We start from the raw sequence: 20,832 nt of genomic DNA, 5'->3' as shown, positions 1-20,832 counted from the left end.
GTCGATTACGACAGCCTTTCTTTTTTATCATTTATTTCAATTTTAAACATCATTAAAAACAATTTTAAAGCTCGTTCCTACTCCAACTTCACTTTCTACTAAAACTGTTCCTTTCATCGCTTCTATTTGATTTCTTGTAATATAAAGTCCAATTCCACGTGCTTCGTCATGTTTGTGAAAAGTTTTATACATTCCAAACAATAAATCTCCGTATAACTTTAAATCAATTCCAAGTCCGTTATCTGTAATTTTAAGAGATTTAAACCCTTCTGGCTCTATAGCAAAATCAAAAGTTATTACTGGATCACGATCTGGATGCGCATATTTAATTGCATTTGTTGTAAAGTTCAATAAAACACTTTCCATGTAAGCCGGATTAAAATTAATCGTCAAATATTTCGGCACATTGTTAATAATTGTCACTTTACGCTGTTTATCATAACCTTTAATAGTCGAAATTGTTTTTTCGATATACTCACACAACATTAGCGGTACAACTGCAATATTGATGTTGCTCTGCGTTTTTACAATTTGTGTAAGATTTGAAATTGTTTCATTCAAATCATTAGAAACAGTACGCAAATGCTCCAGCATTTCTTCGACAGTTTGTTTATTTACATCGGCATCAATAAAATCCAGGATCGATTTTATATTTCCAGCCTGAGTATTTAAATTGTGTGAAACAATATGCGAAAAATTCAACAAACGACTATTTTGGTCGCTGTATAGTTTCATCGTTTTTATTAGTTCTAGCTCCTTTTCTTTTTGAGCAGAAACATCCGTATGTGTTCCAATTACACGCAACGGTTTTCCATTTTCATCCCTTTTAATCACTTTCCCGCGGTCTAAAATCCATTTGTAATTACCACTTGAAGTCATTACGCGATGGTAATTTTCATAATACGGAATCTTATTATCAAAATGTTCCTGAATATCCGAGTAATATTTCGGAAGGTCATCAGGGTGCACAATTTTATCCCAGCGTTCCGGATCATCAAAGATATCGGTAGATTCTAACTCTAAAATTTTAAGTGAAAGGGAAGAATAAAAAACACTATTAGTAACCATATCCCAATCCCAAATGCCCGCAGTTGAAGCATCGAGAGCAAATTGAAAGCGTTCTTCAGATATGCGAAGTTTTTCTTCTTTATCTTTTAACTCTGTAATATCCGAAACATGACCATAAAAGATCACTTTACCATCTATAGTCGATTCTGTTTTCGAAGTTATTTTAAACCAGCGAATTCCTTTTTTAGGCAAAACTGCTCTAAACTCAATTTCCCATGGTTTTATTTCTCTCCTAGCTTTGACCAAAGACTGAAAAAAATAATCACGGTCTTGTGGTACAATTCGATCGTAAATTATAAATTTTATATCATCAGTAAAATCTAATGCAGAAAGTTCAAATATTTCATCAGCTGACTTACTTACAAGAGGAAATGAATAATTATTATCAGCATCAATAATAAACTGAAAAAGCAAGTCAGGCATTTCGGCCAACAATTTCTTATAAAAATTATTTACCTCTAAGCAATCGTCATTTCCATATAAATCAAAAACCATATACTTCTTTTTATGTAAATAAAATATTCATACTTTTTATTCTAAAAAAACAAATTAAAATCACAAAATAAGGCTAAATTGTTTTTATTAAAACAAAAATTTAACACAATATATTAATTTTTACGACAAAATAAACGCAATAATGATAAAATTATTTTCTAGGATGAAAACTATGCATCACTTCTTTTAAAAAGCTGCGATCTAAATGAACATAAATTTCTGTTGTTGTGATTGATTCGTGACCCAGCATTAATTGAATAGATCTTAAATCTGCTCCGTTTTCTAGTAGATGTGTTGCAAAGGAATGACGTAATGTATGCGGACTGATATTTTTCTTTAATCCCATTTTCAGAGCTAGATCTTTAATAATTGTAAAAACCATAGCTCTAGTCAATTGATTTCCTCTTCTATTCAAGAACAAAGTATCTTCTGCTCCTTTTTTAATATTTAAATTCGAACGAACAGCATTTTTATAAATATCAATATATTTTTGAGTCAATGGACCAATTGGAACAAATCTTTCTTTATTTCCTTTCCCGGTAATTTTAATAAAACCTTCATCAAAAAACAAATCAGAAATTTTAAGCGAGATCAACTCAGAAACCCTAAGTCCGCATCCGTAAAGAGTTTCAAGCATTGCTCTATTTCTTTCACCTTCATTACTGCTCAAATCTATAGTTTCAATAAGCGCATCGATTTCTTGAAGTGATAAAGTATCAGGTAATTTACGACCAGTCTTTGGCGCTTCAATTAACTCTAACGGATTATCATTTCGATAATCCTCAAAAACAAGATAATTAAAGAAGCTTTTTAATCCCGAAATGATACGTGCCTGCGATCTCGGATTTACTTCCTTTGCTACAGAATATATAAACTGCTGTAATGTTTCGTCTGAAATTTTTATTGGAGAAACATCAATTTGATTGGTTTCTAAAAAAAGGCATAACCGCTCAATATCAAATCCGTAGTTTTCAATTGTATTTTTCGACAAACCTCTTTCTATCCTCAAATACGACTGATAATCTTTTATGTATCTGCTCCAATTCATATTTACAAAGTAAGTGATTTTTCTGCATAAAAAAACCTTCCTGAATCAGGAAGGTTTTTGAAATATTTTTATTTTGAAATATTAGAATTTATAAGCTGCATAAATCGATAAATTACTGTTTTTTGAGCTATCAATATATTCTTCAAGATCATCATTATCATTATCGTAAACCCCTGAAAGACCAACTGTATATCTGATACCAGCAGAAAAATTATCAGTAAAATTATAACCAGCTCCAAAATTAAATCCAAAATCAGCAGATTTATAAAAATCTTTTGCATCTTCTCCATCAATTTTAGCAGACAATAAAAAACCGATCTGAGGACCAGCTTCAACTGTAAATTGCTTAGTAATATAGAACTTAGCAAGCACAGGAATATTCAAATAATTAAGTTTTGCATCATATTTTCCAAAAGCATCTTCAAATCTAGCACCTTGAGCCGAATATAAAAGCTCAGGTTGAATTGCTAGTCGTTCGATAACCTTAATTTCAGCAAAACCACCAACAGTAAAACCTACTAATGATTTAGTGTCATCTTCATATTCGCCTGTTAAAGTAGAAAGGTTAACACCTCCCTTTATCCCAAATCTTGTTTCTTGTGCATTCGTAAATCCAAATGCCATTACCGCTATAGCAGCTAAAATAATTTTCTTCATTTTAATTTGTTTTGGTTAAATTTTAATGATCAAATATAAAAATATTCTTCATAAAAACTAATTTGGAATTTAACAAATAAAATAGTATTNAAAAAAAAAACCTTCCAAAAGGAAGGCTTAAAAAACTAACTTATTATTCTTTTTTAGAACTTGTATCCAACAGAAACAGAAAGAACGTCATCACGCATTCTTATTTGTTTTAAATCTCCAACACTAGAATAATATCTAACTTCATTCGACATCCCTAATTGATATCTTATTCCAGCTGATAGATTTTTTGTTAAATCATAACCAGCTCCAATATTTAAACCAATATTTTGTGGTTGATATATATCTTTAACACTTCTGTATCCAGAAGAAAAAAAGTCTACTTCATTTTTTATTTCATACTTACCTTTAGCCGTTAATAAAAAACCGACTTGAGGTCCAGCCTCGACACTTAATTTTTCCATAACATAATACTTAAACATTACTGGCACATTAAGGTAACTTGACTTAATTTCTTGTTTATACAAATAATCAACACTAGATTGTTCATATTTCCCTCCTTGAGTAGAATACAAGAGTTCTGGTTGAATAAAAAATTTATTTCCAATCTTAAATTCAACAAAACCTCCTAAATTGAAACCAAACTTTGGAGTTTCATTTTCAATATTCCCTATTAAAGTTGATAAATTAGCTCCTCCTTTAACTCCAAATTTTTGCGCATTCACAAATCCAAATGCCATTATTGCAATAGCAGTTAAAATAATCTTTTTCATGTTTTTACATATTTTAATTACAAAAACCAAAAATAAGGTCAGCCTTACAAAAAGACAATCCTCAATAAGCTTAAAAAACAGTAAAATAAGACAGAAAAAGGATTTAATAAACTTATTAAACAATAAACTACTTCCTGAATTAATATGAAGCTTTATTAGATAAAAAAAGCCTCTCTCAAAATGAGAAAGGCTTTAAAAAAACTAACTTATTATTTTTTATTAGAATTTGTATGTCAAACCAAATGTAGCAGTACTGAAGAAGTTGTTGAAAACATTTAAATTTGCATTAAAATCAGAAACCGCTTTACCTCCTTTATACTTATTAGTACCATAATCCAAAATATCAGTTAATCCAAAATTAATCGCAAAACTGTTAGATACAAAATAATTGATTCCCAATCCTGCATTAATTCCAACTCCTGAATATTTAGCTTCACCCTCTTTTCCGGTATTTAATCCAACACCAGCTTCCGCATAAGTTTTAAATCTTTGACCAAGATCTAGGAAATAATAACGTCCAAAAACTCCAACATTGAAATTTGAGTTTTTATCAGCATCTGTTCCAGCTACTTTTTTCTTATCAGAACCAATCCCTAAATCAAGTCCAAGAGCAAATTTATCTGTTAAAAAATAACCAGCCTTTGGATTAAATTCAAAAGAATTAGTTTTAACATCTGTGTTTTTGTCATTGTTTGTTGAAAAACCTAAATTACCTTCTAAAAGAATGTTTCCTTTAGAAAATCCATATGACCCAGAATCTTGTGCATTAGCAGCGCTAAATCCCATTACTGCAATAGCAGCTAAAATTAATTTTTTCATGTTTTATATTTTTTAATTACAAAACACAAAACTAAGATTAGACTTACAAAATCTAATCCACAATAAGTTTAAAAAGTAACAGAATAAGACAGAAAAAAAGGACTAAATAGAAATCTGATAATCAAGTATCTAAAAGACTTTTCAATGTTTTTTTGTTAAGAAAAATGAGTTTCGGTGGGAATTTTATTAATTATTTAATCCAAAATATAAGGCAATAAAATGCTAAATATGTAGTTTTGAATTTTAAATAACGTTTAAAATACCAAACTTTAAAAACATTTTTTATGAAAAAAATACTTTTAGCGGCTGTTTTGTTCATTGCAACATCAGCTACAATCAACGCTCAATTTGTACAAATCGGGGTTAAAGCAGGGGTTAACTTTGCGAACCAAACTGGAGGTTCTGACTTTGATGGAATTTCTGTTGACAAAGAAGGTATTACAAGTTACCATGCAGGTCTTGTAGCAGAACTTAAATTATTAGAAAAATTCTCAATTCAGCCAGAGCTTTTGTACACTACACAAGGTGCTACCTATAAAAATGCTGTTTCAGAATTTAAAAACGAAATGGGATATATCGCTATTCCTGTAATGGCGAAAATCTACATGACTAAATCACTTAGTTTAGAACTTGGCCCGCAAGCTTCATTCCTTGTATCTAATAAAAAGGAATTTGACGTTGCAGATCCAAAAACATTTGACTTTTCTCTTAACGCAGGTTTAGGATTAAAAGTTGTTGGAGGTCTTTTTGTTCAAGCTCGCTACGGAATAGGTTTGACTGAGATTTCAGAAGAAGCTGATTTTAAAAACTCTGTATTCCAACTTTCAGCTGGATACATGTTCTAAAATATATCACATACTTTTATAAAAACCGCTCTATTAATTGGAGCGGTTTTTTTATTTTTACAAAGTTCAATGGCAATGGCAAATCAATGGCAATGTCAACACATAATTACACAAAAAAATAAATATGAAAATCTGCATTATCAACGGACCCAATTTGAATCTTTTAGGAAAACGCGAACCAGAAGTTTACGGAAGCCAGACTTTTGAAGATTATTTTGAGACGCTGCAACAAAAGTTTCCAAATATTGAACTTTCATATTACCAAAGTAATATTGAAGGAGAATTGATTGGAAAAATTCAAGAATGCGGTTTTACATACGACGGAATTATTTTAAATGCGGGCGCTTACACTCATACCTCAATTGGTTTAGGGGATGCCATGAAAGCTGTGACAACTCCTGTAATCGAAGTTCATATTTCTAATACTTATGCTCGCGAAAGTTTCAGACATCAATCTTATTTATCTGGAAATGCTAAAGGTGTTATTTTAGGTTTTGGCTTGAAAAGTTATGAGTTGGCAATTCAGTCGTTTTTATAATTTAAACTAAACATCATCACCACAGTATGGTATAGGAAACTGGTTTCGACTCCGCTCAGCCTGACAGTGCAAACAAAATTGAATCTCTTTAATTTAACATATTATTAATAAGCTCATTTTCAAGTTATTTTATTTTTGTAAGAGAAACCACTTACATGAAAAACTTTACATTATTTGCCTTTTTAATTTTTTCAATTTCCAATTTTGCCCAAATCAAAGGAACTGTAACCGATGAAAAGGGAAATCCACTCCCGTTTGTTTCTATTTTTGAAGAAGGGACTTATCGAGGAACCACTTCGAATGAACAAGGCAAATACCAATTGCAGGTTAAAGAAATTGGTAAAAACCGAATTGTCTTTCAGTATTTAGGTTTTAAAACACAGAAAATCACAATTTCTCCAGATTCAAATACAACTTTAGATATAAAAATGGAGGAAGAAAGCTTCTCTCTAAATGAAGTTGTGATTGATCCTAAAAACAATCCCGCAAATGCCATTATAAAAAGTGCAATTACCAACAAAAAAGAAAACTCCGATAAAACAGGAAGATATACAGCCGACTTTTATTCTAAAGGAATGTTTAAGGTTAAAGATCTTCCTAAAAAAATCTTAGGTCAAAAAGTTGATCTTGGTGAGGACATGGCATCCAATTTAGATTCTACCGGAACAGGAATTTTATATTTATCTGAAACTGTTTCTAAAATTACTTTTGAAAAACCTGAGAAGTTAAAGGAGAGAATTATAGCTTCGAAAATTTCAGGAAACAATCGTGGATACAGCTACAATACTGCTGCTTTATCAACTTACGATTTTTATGATAATACACTCGACTTTGATGTTAAAATGATTTCTCCTATTGCAGACAATGCTTTTAATTACTACAAATACAAACTCGAAAGTAGTTTTTACGACGACAATAAACAGCAGATTTATAAAATTAAAGTGACTCCAAAACGCGACAAAGAACCTGTGTTTGAGGGTTACATTTGTATTGTTGATGACAGTTTTGCTATTTATGCTATAAACCTAGAAATTAAAGGCTATCGCATGAAAAATGAGTTTACCGAAGTAATGAATCTAAAACAGAGTTTCAGCTATAATGTAAAAAATAAAATCTGGTCTAAAAATGCACAGACACTTTCGTTTAATGCGGGTATTTTTGGAGTAAAATTTTCTGGGAACTTCAATTATGTTTATTCTAATTATGAATTTCCATCTTCTTTCGAGAAGAAAACTTTTGGAAATGAAATTGTTTCTTTTGAAGCAAATGCCAATAAAAAAGATGACGCATTCTGGAACGAAATCAGACCAATTCCGTTAACTATTGAAGAAAGCACTGATTATAGTAAAAAAGACAGCCTCTTAGTAATTCGAAAATCAAAAAAATATACGGATTCTACTGATGCTAAAAATAATAAGTTTAAAGTTTGGGATATTTTAATGGGCTATGACTATAAAAATACGTTCAAAAAATATTCTTTCAATTATCAAGGTTTACTGAATATTTCCTCTTTGAGTTTTAATACCGTTCAGGGATTTAATTTGGATTCTGGTTTTTCATTTAAAAAAGAAAATGAAGAAGAAGGAAAAACAACCTCTCTTGGTACCACTTTTAATTATGGTTTTTCAGATCAGCGATTTAGAGTTGTTGGACAATTTAGTCATAAATTCAACAATATAAATTATGCAACATTGGGAGTTACGGGAGGAACAAAAGTTGCGCAGTTTAACAGTGCGGAACCTATTACTAAATTGGTCAATTCTATAAGTTCTTTATTTTTTAAAGACAATTATATGAAGTTGTATAACTTAGAATATGCACAGGTAAATTATTCGCAAGACGTTTTAAATGGCGTTAATCTGTTTGCAAAAGTGGCTTATGAACAGCGAAAACCTCTTTTCAATACAACTGATTATTCTTTCTTTAAAAGGGATGATCTATATTCTTCAAACAATCCTCTTGCACCAAATGATTTTACTACGGCGCCATTTGAACAGCATAATTTGTTTAAAGTTGGTCTCAATGCCAGAATTAACTTTGGAAATAAATATATTTCAAGACCTGACGGAAGATATAATTTTAAAGATGATAAATATCCGACTGTAGTTTTAGGTTTCGAAAAAGCTTTTGCTGCAAGCGAAAAGAAATACGAATTTGAAAGAATCGGCGCTTCTGTACAATATGATTTACGACTTGGAAATAAAGGTCTTTTAGGCACTAATTTTAGAGCTGGGAAATTCTTTAATGCCGAAAATATTTCTTTTATAGATTACAGACATTTCAACGGAAACCAAACTCATATCGGTAAAAGCGGCCGCTACTTAAATGTTTTTAATTTAATGCCATACTACGCCAATAGCACAAATGACAGTTATTTTGAAATGCATCTAGAGCACAATGACACAGGATTTATTATGAATAAGATTCCATTACTAAATCTGTTAAAATCTACGATGAATATTGGTTTTCACTCACTGGCGATTCCAGATCGAAAACCTTATACGGAATTCACTGTTGGTTTGGATAATTTAGGTTTCGGTAAATTTAAATTATTTAGAGTGGATTACGTACATTCTTATCAAGGAGGCATTCAACAAAATGGTGTTGTGTTTGGATTGAAGATTTTGAATGTTTTAGATTAGGTGCAAAGCTGCAAAGGTTCAGAGGTACAAAGGTATTTACTTTGAGAATTTCGCGGGACGTTTGAACCGACAACTATTTTATTACAAAAAATTTATTACTACCAGAGATTGCGTTAGGGATAGGAGCGATATCCTTTTTGTTTTTTTTTTAAAACAAAAAGATATAGCGGATAGCCCGGCCGAAGGTAACGCGCATAAAAAAATCCATTGACTCTTTTACAGAATAAACGGATTTTTAAAATTTTATCTTAGAAGCAAAACCTTTGAACCTTTGCGCCTCTGCAACTTTGAACCTTTTAACAATGATAATCATCTGGCTCTATATGGATTAAAACATTTCCTAACTGTGGAATTTGCTCCTTTAATGTATCTTGTAATTGGTGTGATAAATCATGTCCTTCTTTTACTGAAATTGCAGCTGAAACTATTGCGTGCAAATCTACGTGATAGCGCATTCCTGCTTTACGAATAAAACACTTTTCTGTTCCCAAGATGCCGGGAACTGTCAAAGATACTACACGAATCTCTTCTACTAAATCATCATTTAGGTTTTCATCCATGATTTCGCCAAGCGCAGGTCTGAAAATTTTATAACTGTTATACAGAATAAAAAACGCCGCAAAAAGTGCTGCCCAATCATCTGCAGATTCGTAGCCTTTTCCCATAATAAGCGCAATCGAAATTCCGATAAACGCGGCTACAGAAGTTATAGCGTCACTTCTATGATGCCAAGCATCAGCAGCCAATGACGAACTATTGGTTTGTCTGCTTCGTTTCATTACCAAACGAAAAGAATATTCTTTCCACACAATAATGGCTCCTAAAACATATAATGTCCAAGATTTAGGTAAATCGTGTGAAGTGCCAATATTGGCAATACTTTCATAACCAATAATTGTTGCCGAAGTAATTAAAAATCCAACAACCAAAAATGTAATTAAAGGTTCTGCACGACCGTGACCGTAAGGATGATTTTCATCTGCCGGTTTATTAGAATATTTGATTCCGAATAACACCAGACAAGAGGAAAATATATCCGTAGTCGATTCGATGGCATCTGCAATCAAGGCGTATGAATTGCCAAAAAAACCTGCGAGACCTTTTACTAGGGCCAGGCAGGTATTTCCAGCTATACTAAATAGAGTAGCTTTTATAGCTTTTTGTTCATTTGTCATTTAGACTATTTTTTTCGCCGCTAATTCAAGAATATTTTGATAATCTTTTGAAGATTTAAATTCGTGAATTTGCGGCTAACTTTCTTTTTAAGCTCTCACGATTTTTGCACCGATTGCTCTTAAACGCTCGTCGATACGCTCGTATCCACGGTCAATTTGTTCTATATTTTGAATCGTACTTGTTCCTTTTGCAGAAAGCGCCGCAATCAATAATGAAATTCCCGCACGAATATCAGGAGATGACATAGTTGTTGCTTTCAATTGAGATTCAAAATTATGCCCCATAACCACAGCTCTATGCGGGTCACATAACATGATTTTTGCTCCCATATCGATTAATTTGTCCACAAAGAACAAACGGCTTTCAAACATTTTTTGGTGAATTAAAACATCTCCTTTTGCCTGAGTTGCCACAACCAAAACGATACTTAATAAGTCAGGCGTAAATCCTGGCCAAGGTGCATCTGCAATTGTTAAAATAGAACCGTCGATATCTGTTTTTACTTCATAGCCATCTTTGTGAGCTGGAATGTAAATATCGTCGTTACGTTTTTCAATTGTAATTCCTAATTTTCTAAATGTATTCGGAATCAAACCTAAATTTTCCCAGCTTACATTTTTGATCGTGATTTCACTTTTTGTCATAGCCGCAAGACCAATCCAAGAACCAATTTCGATCATATCCGGAAGAATAGTGTGTTCGCATCCTCCAAGACTTTCAACACCTTCAATAGTTAATAAGTTAGAACCAACTCCAGTGATTTTTGCTCCCATAGAGTTTAGCATTTTACATAACTGCTGTAAATAGGGTTCGCAGGCAGCATTGTAAACTGTAGTTTGTCCTTTTGCTAAAACAGCAGCCATTACAATGTTTGCCGTTCCGGTTACAGAAGCCTCGTCTAAAAGCATATCTGTTCCCTGAAGTCCTCCTTCTGGAGTTTCTACTCCGTAAAAATGATCTTCTCTGTTATATCTGAATTTTGCTCCAAGGTTAATAAAACCTTCAAAGTGTGTATCTAATCTACGACGGCCAATTTTATCTCCTCCTGGTTTTGGAATATAACCTTTTCCGAAACGAGCCAAAAGTGGTCCAACAATCATAATAGAACCACGAAGTGCTCCACCTTCTTTTTTGAAAGCTTCGGTTTCTAAATATCCAACATTAACTTCATCAGCTTGAAATGTGATAGAACCTGGTTCGTTACGTTGAATTTTAACCCCTAAATTACCCAATAAAGTGATTAATTTATTGATGTCAATAATATCGGGAATATTATTAATTTTTACTTTATCCCCCGTTAGAAGCACGGCACATAAAATTTGTAATGCCTCGTTTTTTGCTCCTTGCGGAGTGATTTCTCCTTTTAAAGGAGTTCCTCCTTCGATTTTAAAAATTCCCATAGATTTTTTTTAAGGTTCTAAGGTTCTGAGATTCTGAGGTTCTAAGGTTTAGCTAAAATCTTAGCAACTTAGACGCTTAGTATCTTAGCAACTTCTTCTATTTTTGATTATTGTTTTTTTGAAATGTTTTTTTTTGGCCTCCTTTATTGTTTTTGTTGTTTTGAATTTTTGGCTGTCCAACAGATGCTGTTTTATTAGACATGCGTTTGTTGGTACGCATTAAATCTGTTGTGTTCAACAATTCTTCTGTGCTGTGAAGCAAGTTTATTTTTCCACCAGACAATTCATATAAATGCTCAAAAATCACATCATCTTTCACAGTGTCTTTGTTCCAGCTTAAAAAAGATTTTTTCATGTGGTTGGCAATTACCATAACCAATGCATTTTTCATTTCTCCATCTTCCCATTTATTAGCAACATCGATCATGTATTTGATATTGTTACCATAAAATCTGTATTTTGGAAAGTTCTGCGGATATTGCAACACATCTGGTTTTAGCTCCAAAACTTCTCTTGACGGAATTGGATATGGCGATTCCACATTCAATTTAAAATCAGACATTATGAAAAGCTGATCCCAAAGTTTATGCTGAAAATCTGGTACATCGCGCAAATGCGGATTCAAACTTCCCATAACCTGAATGATATATTTCGCCGCTTTATTGCGTGTTTCATCATCTTCTATTGCGGTAGCCTGATCGATCAATTTTTGTAAATGACGACCATATTCCGGAATAATCAAACGCTGTCTTTCAGAATTATATTCTAAGTTAAAAACAACGTCATTTGCGACTTCTTTTTTATATTTTTCGACCATAAGTTATAATGAAACTATACCTTCTATTGTAGAAACTTCTTTGTATTTACTAATCACATCATCTGAACTGTTCATAGTAACATCTACAGAAACGCTGGTAAATTTACCCGTTTTAGATTTTGTTGTTTTAATAACCGCTCCCATTCTATCAAAAGCTTTTTCAACTCGCTCCACATTATCCGCAACAGATGGCACAATAAATTTATACAAATATTCTGCTGGCCAAGTGTTTGCGTTATCTAGCTCTAATTTTAATCTTTCGTAAAATTCGGCGGTATTTTTTTCTTTATCGTTCTCCATTCGTAATTAAAAATAAACGCAAATATACGTTTTTGATTTCAGATAATAGATTTTAGATTTTAGATTTTTTCTATTGTAAAGACAGCTGTTTTTTCGCCACCAAATTCACTAATTTACACTAATTATATTATTGCAAATCTCTTGATTAAATCGCACTAGTTTTTGACTGCTTTTACAATTTAAATTCGCAAAAATTCGCAAAATTCTTGACAAAACTTTATATTTGAAATATTTCGCAATTCTTCGACTTTGCAAAATTAAAATACCTTACAATGAAAAAAATTATCTTTTTACTTTTTACAATCTGTACTTTTTACAATAGCCAAGCGCAAGAAGTCAAAACGCTGACTTATTTCCAGAACGATACTTTAAAGCTAGACTTAGATTTATATCTGCCGAAGAAAAAATCTAATGAAAAAATTCCGTTGATCCTATTCGCTTTTGGCGGCGGATTTTCTGGAGGAGAACGCACAAGCGAAAAAGAGTTCGGGAAATTTATGGCACAAAATGGTTATGCCGTTGCTAGCATTTCGTACAGTTTATATATGAAAGGAAAAGATTTTGGATGCAAAGGAACTTTAACCGAAAAAATAAAAGCAATCCAGATTGGCGTGAGCGATATGTGGCAGGCAACTTCATATCTAATCGAAAATGCAGACAAATACAATCTGGATAATTCTAAAATATTTATTTCTGGAATCAGCGCGGGTGCAGAAATTGGTTTTCATGCTTCGTTCTGGGATTATAAATTAATGAATTTGTATAAAAACAATCTGCCTGAAAATTTTAAATACAAAGGTTTTATTGGAGGTTCGGGAGCTATTCAGGACATCAATTTGATTACGAAAGAAAAAGCAATTCCGATGTTATTAGCGCATGGAAGTAATGACGATACAGTTCCGTATAATGCTGGTTCGCATCGCTCTTGCCCGACAAATGCTTCGGGCTGGCTGATTCTTTTTGGTTCTTATGCCGTTTACAATCATATGCAGGATTTACATAAAGATGTTGAACTAATTACTTTTTGCGGGGGCGGACATGAATTCTCCGGTTATCTTTTCCATGAAGGACAGCAGTATGTTCTTGATTTTGTGAATGATGTTTTAAACGGTAAAAAGTTTCAATCGCATTTGATTGTTCCTTCTAAAAAAGGAAAAGGTTCTGGGAAGTATTTGTTTTGTGAGTAATTAATTTTAAACCAAAATATGAAAATTGATTATAATAATTTTGAAATAGAAGTTTTTGACGACCAAAATTACACTTTGAATTCACCAGAAAATTCATTTCATTATCAAAAAGTTTATTTCGAAGGAAAATATCAAGAGAAAAATTTTTACTCAACCAGCAAGCATGCAATTGTTATTAAAAAAAATGAAGCAGAAATTTCAAGCGCAATAATATGCGCAACTGGAGGAGCAACCGGAATTTATGAGAATTCATTTATTATTGAAGATAAAAAAATATGGATTCGCGTTTGTAATACATTATATTGTTTACAAATTCCTTCACTTGAAATTGTCTGGCATAAAGAATTTGATTTTGCCACAAACTTTGGTATTTACAAATTAGAAAAGGATTTTATTATTTATGGCGAGGTAGAAATATTTAGAATTACAAAAGAAGGAGAAATAGTTTGGCGCTTCGGAGGAAGAGATATCTGGGTAAATCTTGAAGGCAAAAACCCTTTTAATATTGAAAGTGATAAAATACGTCTAATTGATTTTGAATCGAACGAATATGTTCTCGATTTTAATGGAAAACAAATTGAAGACAACCAAAGAGTCGTTCTTCCTAAAGTCAAAAGAAAATGGTGGCAAATATTTGGCTAAAGCCAAAATATAAAAAGCCTTTAAATTCGTTGGTTAAAACCAACGGCAATTCATAAATCAATTTAATTTATTCCAAAATTGCTCCAGCGGAGCAAAACATGTATAGAAAATTCAATTTTCCCACCAATCAAAAGCTCCAGCGGAGCGACATATAAACTATTTAAATTATGTCGCTCCGCTGGAGCTTTATATTTATCGTGTATATTTTTTCTATAAATATATCGTACCTATCGGGACTTTAAAAATAAGAACTTTTGTTTATCAAAATATCAAATCTTTCGTTTCTGATAAATATTCTTTTTAATTACGAATAAGTTTAGGTAAATTTGCGCTTTATTTTTAGAATAGTGCAAAAAGAAATCATAGTCTTACTTGGCGGTCCTGGTACAGGAAAATCAACACTTATTAACGAATTGGTAGCTCGTGGCTTTTGCTGCTATCCTGAAATCTCTAGACAGGTGACCATGAAAGCGCAGCAGGAAGGTATCGAACAACTGTTTTTAGAACAACCGCTTTTGTTTAGCGAAATGCTTCTGGAAGGCCGCATCGAACAATACCAAAATGCTCTTGAAGAACCTGATAATGTAGTTTTTATAGACAGAGGAATTCCCGATGTTGTAGCCTACATGGATTATATTGGAGATGAATATCCAGAGCGTTTTACAAAGGCTTGTGAGGATTATAAATATTCTAAAACTTTTATTTTGCCGCCTTGGGAAGAAATTTACCAAAGCGATACAGAGCGTTACGAAAATTTTGAACAAGCGGTTAAAATTCAGGAACATCTTATTGAAACCTATAAAAAATATGGTTACGAATTGATTGAAGTTCCAAAAGATACGGTTGAAAACAGAATTCTTTATATCTTAGATAAAATTTAGCGACGCGTTTTTAGCTGTAAAACTAGAACCTGTTTTCTGAATTTTTAACTTTAAAACTAAAGCAATGCTCGGAGCACAGGATATTCTTCTAAAATACTGGAAACACGACAGTTTTAGACCGTTGCAAAAAGAAATTATCGATTCGGTTCTTGAAGGACAGGATACTTTTGCCGTACTTCCGACGGGTGGCGGAAAATCGATTTGTTTTCAGGTGCCCGCGATGATGCAGGAAGGAATCTGCTTGGTAATTTCTCCTCTTATTGCATTGATGAAAGATCAGGTAATGAATTTGCAGAAGCGGGAAATTAAAGCGATTGCTCTTACAGGAGGTATCCATACAGAAGAAATCATAGATCTTTTGGACAACTGCCAGTTTGGTAATTATAAATTCCTTTATCTTTCGCCAGAGCGTTTACAGTCGGATTGGATTTTGGAGCGAATTAAAAATCTTCCTATAAATTTAATCGCTATTGACGAGGCACATTGTGTTTCGCAATGGGGACATGATTTTAGACCCGCCTATCTTAAAATCTCGGAATTGAAGAAATTCTTTCCGAAGATTCCTTTTTTAGCTTTAACGGCGACAGCAACTCCTAGGGTTATTGAAGATATTAGAACGCAGTTAGAATTAAAAAATCCGAGACATTTTCAACAATCTTTTGAGCGAAAAAATATTGCTTACATGGTTTTTGAAGTCGAAGATAAATTATACCGCACGGAACAAATTCTGAAAAAAAATCCGCAGCCTTCTATAATATATGTCCGAAACCGAAAGTCTTGTTTGAATATTTCTTCGCAATTGCAATCTTTAGGTTTTACGGCGACGTATTATCACGGCGGACTTTCGTCTAAAGAAAAAGACAAAAACATGCAGTTGTGGATGTCGGAGCAAGCACAGGTTATCGTGGCTACAAATGCTTTTGGAATGGGAATTGACAAAGACAATGTTAAAACCGTTATACATACCCAGCTTCCAGAAAATTTAGAAAATTATTACCAAGAATCTGGAAGAGCGGGACGAAATGGCGAAAAAGCTTTTTCGGTTTTACTCTACAATAATTCTGATGCAACACAAACGGAGCAGCAGTTTTTAAGCATTCTTCCCGACAAGAAGTTTCTAAAAACAATGTATGTCAAACTTTGCAACTATTTTCAAATTGCTTACGGAGAAGGTTTAGATGATTCTTTTTCGTTTAAACTGAATCATTTTTGTAATAAGTACGACTTCCCTACCCTTAAAACATACAATGCTTTACAATTTTTGAATCAGCAGGGAATTATTACCATGTCTCAGGAATTCTCGGAAAAAATCAATATTCAGTTTTTGATTGAATCCAAAGAAGTTATTCGATACATGAGTTTGAATCCTAATGACGAGGAAATTATATTGGCAATTTTGCGAACTTATCCAGGAGTATATGAGGTAAAAACAAACCTGAATCTGGGATTGATTGCTAAAAAATCGAATCGCTCTGAAGAGCAGGTTACAGCACTTTTAGAAAAATTAAAAGAAAAAGAAATTATAGAATACAAGTCTAAAAACAACGACGCTACTATATTATTTAATGAAGTCCGCGAAGACGATCATACTATAAATAGAGTTTCGAAATATTTAGAGAAGCAAAATCAAGTTAAAAAAGAACAGCTTTTGTCTGTTTTGCATTATATAAAAGATTCTAAAACCTGTAAAAACAGATTGGTTTTGGATTATTTTGGTGAAGAAACGAATGAAAACTGCGGTATTTGCTCGTACTGCATTACCCAAAAAGGAAAAATAACAGAAGCCGATTCGATTGCTGATAAGATTCTATCTTTACTCAAAACTGCTTCTTTGACTTCGAGAGAAATTGAAAACCAAATAAAAATGGACACCAAAGACATTATTTCGGCTCTTCAGGAATTACTCGAAAACAATCATATTATCATACAAGCGAATAATAAATACACTTTAAAATCATAATGGAGAAATTGAGAATTATATTTATGGGAACTCCAGAATTTGCTGTAGGCATTTTGGATACCATTATAAAAAACAACTATGATGTTGTCGGCGTAATAACAGCTGCAGATAAACCAGCAGGACGCGGACAAAAAATAAAATATTCGGCTGTAAAAGAATATGCGCTTGCCAACAATTTGAACTTATTACAGCCAACTAATTTAAAAGACGAAAATTTCTTAGCAGAATTGAAAGCTTTAAATGCCAATTTACAAATTGTAGTTGCGTTTAGAATGCTGCCAAAAGTAGTTTGGGAAATGCCAAGCTTAGGAACATTTAATCTTCACGCTTCCTTACTTCCAAATTATCGTGGTGCTGCTCCTATTAACTGGGCGATTATTAATGGAGAAACTAAAACTGGTGTTACAACTTTCTTTATTGATGACAAAATTGATACTGGCGCCATGATTTTAAATTCTGAAATCGCAATTGAACCAGAAGAAAATGCCGGACAATTGCACGATAGATTAATGCATTTAGGAAGTTCTACCGTAATTGATACTTTGAAAGTTATTGAAAACGGAAATGTAACTACTACTATTCAAGAAGATAATGCAGAAATCAAAACTGCTTATAAATTGAATAAAGAAAACTGCAAAATAGATTGGACAAAATCTGGAGCAGAAATCAATAATCTAATTCGAGGCTTGAGCCCGTATCCTGCTTCTTGGTGTTTTTTAAAAGACCAAAATGAAGAACTGAACATTAAAATATATGAGGCAAAATTGATTTCGGAAGCCCATTCTTACGAGGTTGGAAAATTAATTAGTACTAAAAAAGAAATCAAGATTGCAATAAAAGATGGCTTTATTCAGTTATTAAGTCTACAATTTCCAGGAAAAAAGAGAATGCTAGCTTCAGAGATATTAAATGGAGTCAGTTTTTCAGATGTTGCAAAAGTGTATTAAGGTCAGTAAAACAGGGGTTTGCACCTGTTTTTGATCGATAAACAACACTCTTTATGAACAAAAAAAGCAAGTTATCAACAATTTTTGCTAAAATTAAAGAAAACACTTGCACGCAACGGATTTCCTACTAAATTTGTGTATTAACAATTTTTTTTAACCAACAATTAATAACTAATTATTATGAACAAATCAGAATTAATCGATGCTATCGCTGCTGATGCAGGAATCACAAAAGCTGCGGCGAAATTAGCTTTAGAGTCTTTTTTAGGTAATGTAGGAACTACTTTGAAAAAAGGTGGAAGAGTTTCATTAGTAGGTTTTGGATCATGGTCAGTATCTTCAAGAGCTGCTAGAGACGGTAGAAACCCTCAAACAGGAAAAACTATCAAGATCGCAGCTAAAAATGTTGTAAAATTCAAAGCTGGTGCTGAATTAGAAGGTGCAGTGAACTAAGTAAGAAAGTTCTCTAAACTTATAATATAATTAAAACCTTCCTTGTGGAAGGTTTTTTTATGCGGTTTAACGATTTTTTTTGTGATTTTAATTTTTTTATGATTAAATTTAATAAAAATTGTAACCGTATGATTTCAGAAAAATTAAAAAAAGGACACCTGCTTATTGCCGAGCCTTCAATAATTGGAGATTTATCATTTAACAGATCGGTAATTTTATTAGCAGACCATAACAAAGAAGGATCAATAGGTTTTATCATTAATAAACCATTAAAATATACTATTAATGATTTAATACCTGAAATTGAAGCCAACTTCAAGATATATAACGGAGGCCCTGTAGAGCAAGACAACCTTTATTTCATTCATAATATTCCAGAATTAATCCCAAACAGTGTTGAGATTTCTAATGGAATTTATTGGGGAGGTGATTTTGAGTCAACCAAAGACTTAATAAATGACGGATCTATTAGTAAAAATAATATTCGTTTTTTCTTAGGCTATACCGGCTGGGACGAAAATCAGCTTGAAAATGAGATGCAGGGAAACTCTTGGATTATTGCTGATAATAATTACAAGAATAAAATTATCGGTAAATCTACTACCCATTTTTGGAAAGAGCAGATTATTGAACTTGGAGGCGACTACCTTATTTGGTCTAATGCACCGGAAAATCCATATCTGAATTAATTTTCAGAAATGGATTCATTTAATTTCTGCACTAATAAATGAGCCAGATTAGTTTTAAACTCCTTTTTTCGATATTTGGTTATCGGCTGTATTCCCATGATTACATTTGTCAGGAATAATTCATCTGCTTTTTGAAGATCAAACGGTGAAATTATTTCCTCAGAAACTTCTATGCCTTCTACTTTCTTGGCTAATGCCAAAATTTGTTTACGCATTATTCCGTTTAAAGCACCTTCTGAAACTGGAGGCGTTATTAGTTTTTTTCCTGTTACCATAAAAATATTCCCTTGAAGTGCTTCTACCACATTTTTACTGTCATTTAGCAAAAGGCAATTAGCAAGATCATTTTCGTGGGCATAAATACTTCCCGTAATATGAATCATCTTATTAGTCGTTTTAAGAGACGATAATAATTGTTTCGTTACATAAAAATCTTTATATAAATCTACTTCGTATTCGTTTGTATTAACTGCGTAGGAAGTGTTTTCAAGTGGCGCTGCTTTGATTAAAAAAGAAATTTCATTGGTTTTTGGAAGATATAAACCTCCGTCATTTCTAAAAACAGTTATTCTTGCTCTAGCCGAAGAGGAAATACCTTGCTCTTTTACTAAATTAAGGATTTGCTCTTCAAAATATTCCATTGTAAAATTCATTGGAATCATCATTCTAACCACGCGCATTGAAGCCATCAACCTAAAGTAATGATCTTCAAGAAACAAGATTTTTCCATTGATTATTTTTACTGTTTCAAAAATGCCGTCACCGTATAGAAAAGCGCGGTTTTGAGTTAATATATTACTATCTTCCTGCGCTATATTTCCGTTAAAATTAATCATAAAAAAACCCTGAATTTTGTTCAGGGCAAATATAAGGTATAAAATAGACTTTTACTAAACAGATCCTATAAGATGTTTTAGATCTGAGATTTGATTCTCCCACAATTGTTTAGCTTCGCCAATTTCTTCTTTATCAGCAAAATCAACTACCATAAGCGATACGTCTTTAGTCAATTCATCGACTAAAATATGAAGTTCGAAAAAGTATTCAGTATCCTTACTGCTCTCATCTACCCATTTAAACTTAACTTTTTCTCCTGTTTTTTTTGAAGCCAAGCGTGCTTTTTCCTGCGAATCATTCCAGATGAAAGTAAAAAATTCACCTCTTGAATTAACATTGTCAGCAAACCATTCTGATAAACCTGACGGAGTTGATATATATTGATACAATAATTGCGGCGAAGAATTGATCGGAAACTCGATTTCGTAACGTATTTTTGAATCCATGTGCTACTTTTAATTTTTTCGAAATATAAGAATATATGTCCAAAAACAATGCGTTTTTAAAAATATTTTTTTTTCTTCAAAATATTCTTGTACGCTTTAATATTATTTCTATCTTTGCACCCGCAATCAGGAATTCATGATAGCAGTCCAGGCGAGGTAGCTCAGTTGGTTAGAGCGCAGGATTCATAACCCTGAGGTCACGGGTTCAACTCCCGTCCTCGCTA

Annotated in this window: 21 protein-coding genes and 1 tRNA gene; 11 read left to right on the top strand and 11 right to left on the bottom strand. The window is 32.6% G+C overall.

Going from position 1 to position 20,832, the window contains the following annotated elements; translation table 11 throughout:
• Window positions 1–42 precede the first annotated feature (42 nt).
• The 5 genes from ASE40_RS14200 to ASE40_RS14180 form a co-directional block, all read right to left on the bottom strand.
• Complete coding sequence (locus tag ASE40_RS14200) at window positions 43–1,563, bottom strand: sensor histidine kinase (protein ID WP_057117749.1); 1,521 nt, start codon at window positions 1,561–1,563, stop codon at window positions 43–45.
• A 151-nt stretch (window positions 1,564–1,714) separates the two neighbouring features.
• Window positions 1,715–2,611: a site-specific tyrosine recombinase XerD gene (xerD, locus tag ASE40_RS14195; RefSeq protein ID WP_057117748.1), complete on the bottom strand. Its 897-nt coding sequence runs from the start codon at window positions 2,609–2,611 to the stop codon at window positions 1,715–1,717.
• Between the two features lie 81 nt (window positions 2,612–2,692).
• Window positions 2,693–3,268, bottom strand: a complete 576-nt coding sequence (locus ASE40_RS14190; RefSeq protein WP_057117747.1) for a porin family protein — start codon at window positions 3,266–3,268, stop codon at window positions 2,693–2,695.
• A 143-nt stretch (window positions 3,269–3,411) separates the two neighbouring features.
• Complete coding sequence (locus ASE40_RS14185; protein WP_057117746.1) at window positions 3,412–4,029, bottom strand: porin family protein; 618 nt, start codon at window positions 4,027–4,029, stop codon at window positions 3,412–3,414.
• 219 nt (window positions 4,030–4,248) lie between these two features.
• A complete protein-coding gene (locus tag ASE40_RS14180; protein ID WP_057117745.1) occupies window positions 4,249–4,848 on the bottom strand; it encodes an outer membrane beta-barrel protein in 600 nt (199 codons plus the stop codon).
• A gap of 284 nt (window positions 4,849–5,132) precedes the next feature.
• Here ASE40_RS14180 and ASE40_RS14175 point away from each other — a divergent pair, with 284 nt between their 5' ends.
• The 3 genes from ASE40_RS14175 to ASE40_RS14165 all read left to right on the top strand — a co-directional run bounded on the left by ASE40_RS14175 (window position 5,133) and on the right by ASE40_RS14165 (window position 8,873).
• On the top strand, window positions 5,133–5,693 hold the full coding sequence (locus ASE40_RS14175) for a porin family protein (protein WP_057117744.1): 561 nt from the start codon (window positions 5,133–5,135) through the stop codon (window positions 5,691–5,693).
• A gap of 124 nt (window positions 5,694–5,817) precedes the next feature.
• Entirely contained in the window at window positions 5,818–6,231 is a 414-nt protein-coding gene (gene aroQ, locus ASE40_RS14170; RefSeq protein ID WP_057117743.1) for a type II 3-dehydroquinate dehydratase, read from the top strand.
• 155 nt (window positions 6,232–6,386) lie between these two features.
• A complete protein-coding gene (locus ASE40_RS14165) occupies window positions 6,387–8,873 on the top strand; it encodes a DUF5686 and carboxypeptidase regulatory-like domain-containing protein (protein ID WP_057117742.1) in 2,487 nt (828 codons plus the stop codon).
• A 296-nt stretch (window positions 8,874–9,169) separates the two neighbouring features.
• Here ASE40_RS14165 and ASE40_RS14160 read toward each other — a convergent pair whose 3' ends face one another.
• The 4 genes from ASE40_RS14160 to ASE40_RS14145 all read right to left on the bottom strand — a co-directional run bounded on the left by ASE40_RS14160 (window position 9,170) and on the right by ASE40_RS14145 (window position 12,566).
• Window positions 9,170–10,048, bottom strand: coding sequence for a cation diffusion facilitator family transporter (locus ASE40_RS14160; RefSeq protein WP_057117741.1), 879 nt, complete (start codon window positions 10,046–10,048; stop codon window positions 9,170–9,172).
• 87 nt (window positions 10,049–10,135) lie between these two features.
• A complete protein-coding gene (gene murA, locus ASE40_RS14155) occupies window positions 10,136–11,449 on the bottom strand; it encodes a UDP-N-acetylglucosamine 1-carboxyvinyltransferase (protein ID WP_057117740.1) in 1,314 nt (437 codons plus the stop codon).
• Window positions 11,450–11,546: 97 nt separating this feature from the next.
• Window positions 11,547–12,266 (bottom strand): DUF4290 domain-containing protein, encoded by a 720-nt coding sequence (locus tag ASE40_RS14150; RefSeq protein ID WP_057117739.1) that lies wholly within the window; start codon window positions 12,264–12,266, stop codon window positions 11,547–11,549.
• A 3-nt stretch (window positions 12,267–12,269) separates the two neighbouring features.
• Complete coding sequence (locus tag ASE40_RS14145; RefSeq protein ID WP_026727611.1) at window positions 12,270–12,566, bottom strand: DUF493 family protein; 297 nt, start codon at window positions 12,564–12,566, stop codon at window positions 12,270–12,272.
• A gap of 272 nt (window positions 12,567–12,838) precedes the next feature.
• Between ASE40_RS14145 and ASE40_RS14140 the strand changes: the two genes are divergently transcribed.
• From ASE40_RS14140 to ASE40_RS14110, 7 genes are all read left to right on the top strand, one after another.
• Entirely contained in the window at window positions 12,839–13,753 is a 915-nt protein-coding gene (locus ASE40_RS14140) for an alpha/beta hydrolase family protein (protein WP_057117738.1), read from the top strand.
• Between the two features lie 18 nt (window positions 13,754–13,771).
• Entirely contained in the window at window positions 13,772–14,395 is a 624-nt protein-coding gene (locus ASE40_RS14135) for a hypothetical protein (RefSeq protein WP_057117737.1), read from the top strand.
• Between the two features lie 347 nt (window positions 14,396–14,742).
• On the top strand, window positions 14,743–15,276 hold the full coding sequence (locus tag ASE40_RS14130; RefSeq protein ID WP_057117736.1) for an AAA family ATPase: 534 nt from the start codon (window positions 14,743–14,745) through the stop codon (window positions 15,274–15,276).
• A gap of 64 nt (window positions 15,277–15,340) precedes the next feature.
• On the top strand, window positions 15,341–17,236 hold the full coding sequence (locus ASE40_RS14125) for an ATP-dependent DNA helicase RecQ (RefSeq protein ID WP_057117735.1): 1,896 nt from the start codon (window positions 15,341–15,343) through the stop codon (window positions 17,234–17,236).
• A complete protein-coding gene (gene fmt / locus ASE40_RS14120) occupies window positions 17,236–18,183 on the top strand; it encodes a methionyl-tRNA formyltransferase (RefSeq protein WP_057117734.1) in 948 nt (315 codons plus the stop codon). The genes ASE40_RS14125 and fmt overlap by 1 nt, the downstream gene beginning before the upstream one ends.
• A 180-nt stretch (window positions 18,184–18,363) precedes the next feature.
• Window positions 18,364–18,636: an HU family DNA-binding protein gene (locus ASE40_RS14115; protein WP_008464760.1), complete on the top strand. Its 273-nt coding sequence runs from the start codon at window positions 18,364–18,366 to the stop codon at window positions 18,634–18,636.
• Between the two features lie 128 nt (window positions 18,637–18,764).
• The gene (locus ASE40_RS14110; protein WP_057117838.1) at window positions 18,765–19,325 is read left to right on the top strand and encodes a YqgE/AlgH family protein; all 561 of its coding nucleotides are present in this window, start codon (window positions 18,765–18,767) and stop codon (window positions 19,323–19,325) included.
• Here ASE40_RS14110 and ASE40_RS14105 read toward each other — a convergent pair.
• Both ASE40_RS14105 and ASE40_RS14100 read right to left on the bottom strand, forming a co-directional pair.
• A complete protein-coding gene (locus ASE40_RS14105) occupies window positions 19,322–20,161 on the bottom strand; it encodes an aminotransferase class IV (RefSeq protein WP_057117733.1) in 840 nt (279 codons plus the stop codon). The two genes, ASE40_RS14110 and ASE40_RS14105, sit on opposite strands and share 4 nt — an antisense overlap.
• A gap of 54 nt (window positions 20,162–20,215) precedes the next feature.
• The gene (locus tag ASE40_RS14100) at window positions 20,216–20,608 is read right to left on the bottom strand and encodes an START-like domain-containing protein (protein ID WP_057117732.1); all 393 of its coding nucleotides are present in this window, start codon (window positions 20,606–20,608) and stop codon (window positions 20,216–20,218) included.
• A 150-nt stretch (window positions 20,609–20,758) separates the two neighbouring features.
• Between ASE40_RS14100 and ASE40_RS14095 the strand changes: the two genes are divergently transcribed.
• A tRNA-Met gene (locus ASE40_RS14095) sits at window positions 20,759–20,832 on the top strand.

The sequence above is a fragment of the Flavobacterium sp. Root935 genome (genome assembly GCF_001429295.1).
Taxonomy (GTDB): domain Bacteria; phylum Bacteroidota; class Bacteroidia; order Flavobacteriales; family Flavobacteriaceae; genus Flavobacterium.
The sequence above is the reverse complement of the archived record's forward strand: the minus strand, read 5'-3'. Positions and strand labels throughout refer to the sequence as shown.

Excerpts from the sequence above, each read along its gene's own strand:
- ASE40_RS14200 (WP_057117749.1), bottom strand. The coding sequence starts at position 1,563 with ATGGTTTTTGATTTATATGGAAATGACGATTGCTTAGAGGTAAATAAT.
- xerD (WP_057117748.1), bottom strand. The coding sequence starts at position 2,611 with ATGAATTGGAGCAGATACATAAAAGATTATCAGTCGTATTTGAGGATA.
- ASE40_RS14190 (WP_057117747.1), bottom strand. The coding sequence starts at position 3,268 with ATGAAGAAAATTATTTTAGCTGCTATAGCGGTAATGGCATTTGGATTT.
- ASE40_RS14185 (WP_057117746.1), bottom strand. The coding sequence starts at position 4,029 with ATGAAAAAGATTATTTTAACTGCTATTGCAATAATGGCATTTGGATTT.
- ASE40_RS14180 (WP_057117745.1), bottom strand. The coding sequence starts at position 4,848 with ATGAAAAAATTAATTTTAGCTGCTATTGCAGTAATGGGATTTAGCGCT.
- ASE40_RS14175 (WP_057117744.1), top strand. The coding sequence starts at position 5,133 with ATGAAAAAAATACTTTTAGCGGCTGTTTTGTTCATTGCAACATCAGCT.
- aroQ (WP_057117743.1), top strand. The coding sequence starts at position 5,818 with ATGAAAATCTGCATTATCAACGGACCCAATTTGAATCTTTTAGGAAAA.
- ASE40_RS14165 (WP_057117742.1), top strand. The coding sequence starts at position 6,387 with ATGAAAAACTTTACATTATTTGCCTTTTTAATTTTTTCAATTTCCAAT.
- ASE40_RS14160 (WP_057117741.1), bottom strand. The coding sequence starts at position 10,048 with ATGACAAATGAACAAAAAGCTATAAAAGCTACTCTATTTAGTATAGCT.
- murA (WP_057117740.1), bottom strand. The coding sequence starts at position 11,449 with ATGGGAATTTTTAAAATCGAAGGAGGAACTCCTTTAAAAGGAGAAATC.
- ASE40_RS14150 (WP_057117739.1), bottom strand. The coding sequence starts at position 12,266 with ATGGTCGAAAAATATAAAAAAGAAGTCGCAAATGACGTTGTTTTTAAC.
- ASE40_RS14145 (WP_026727611.1), bottom strand. The coding sequence starts at position 12,566 with ATGGAGAACGATAAAGAAAAAAATACCGCCGAATTTTACGAAAGATTA.
- ASE40_RS14140 (WP_057117738.1), top strand. The coding sequence starts at position 12,839 with ATGAAAAAAATTATCTTTTTACTTTTTACAATCTGTACTTTTTACAAT.
- ASE40_RS14135 (WP_057117737.1), top strand. The coding sequence starts at position 13,772 with ATGAAAATTGATTATAATAATTTTGAAATAGAAGTTTTTGACGACCAA.
- ASE40_RS14125 (WP_057117735.1), top strand. The coding sequence starts at position 15,341 with ATGCTCGGAGCACAGGATATTCTTCTAAAATACTGGAAACACGACAGT.
- fmt (WP_057117734.1), top strand. The coding sequence starts at position 17,236 with ATGGAGAAATTGAGAATTATATTTATGGGAACTCCAGAATTTGCTGTA.
- ASE40_RS14115 (WP_008464760.1), top strand. The coding sequence starts at position 18,364 with ATGAACAAATCAGAATTAATCGATGCTATCGCTGCTGATGCAGGAATC.
- ASE40_RS14110 (WP_057117838.1), top strand. The coding sequence starts at position 18,765 with ATGATTTCAGAAAAATTAAAAAAAGGACACCTGCTTATTGCCGAGCCT.
- ASE40_RS14105 (WP_057117733.1), bottom strand. The coding sequence starts at position 20,161 with ATGATTAATTTTAACGGAAATATAGCGCAGGAAGATAGTAATATATTA.
- ASE40_RS14100 (WP_057117732.1), bottom strand. The coding sequence starts at position 20,608 with ATGGATTCAAAAATACGTTACGAAATCGAGTTTCCGATCAATTCTTCG.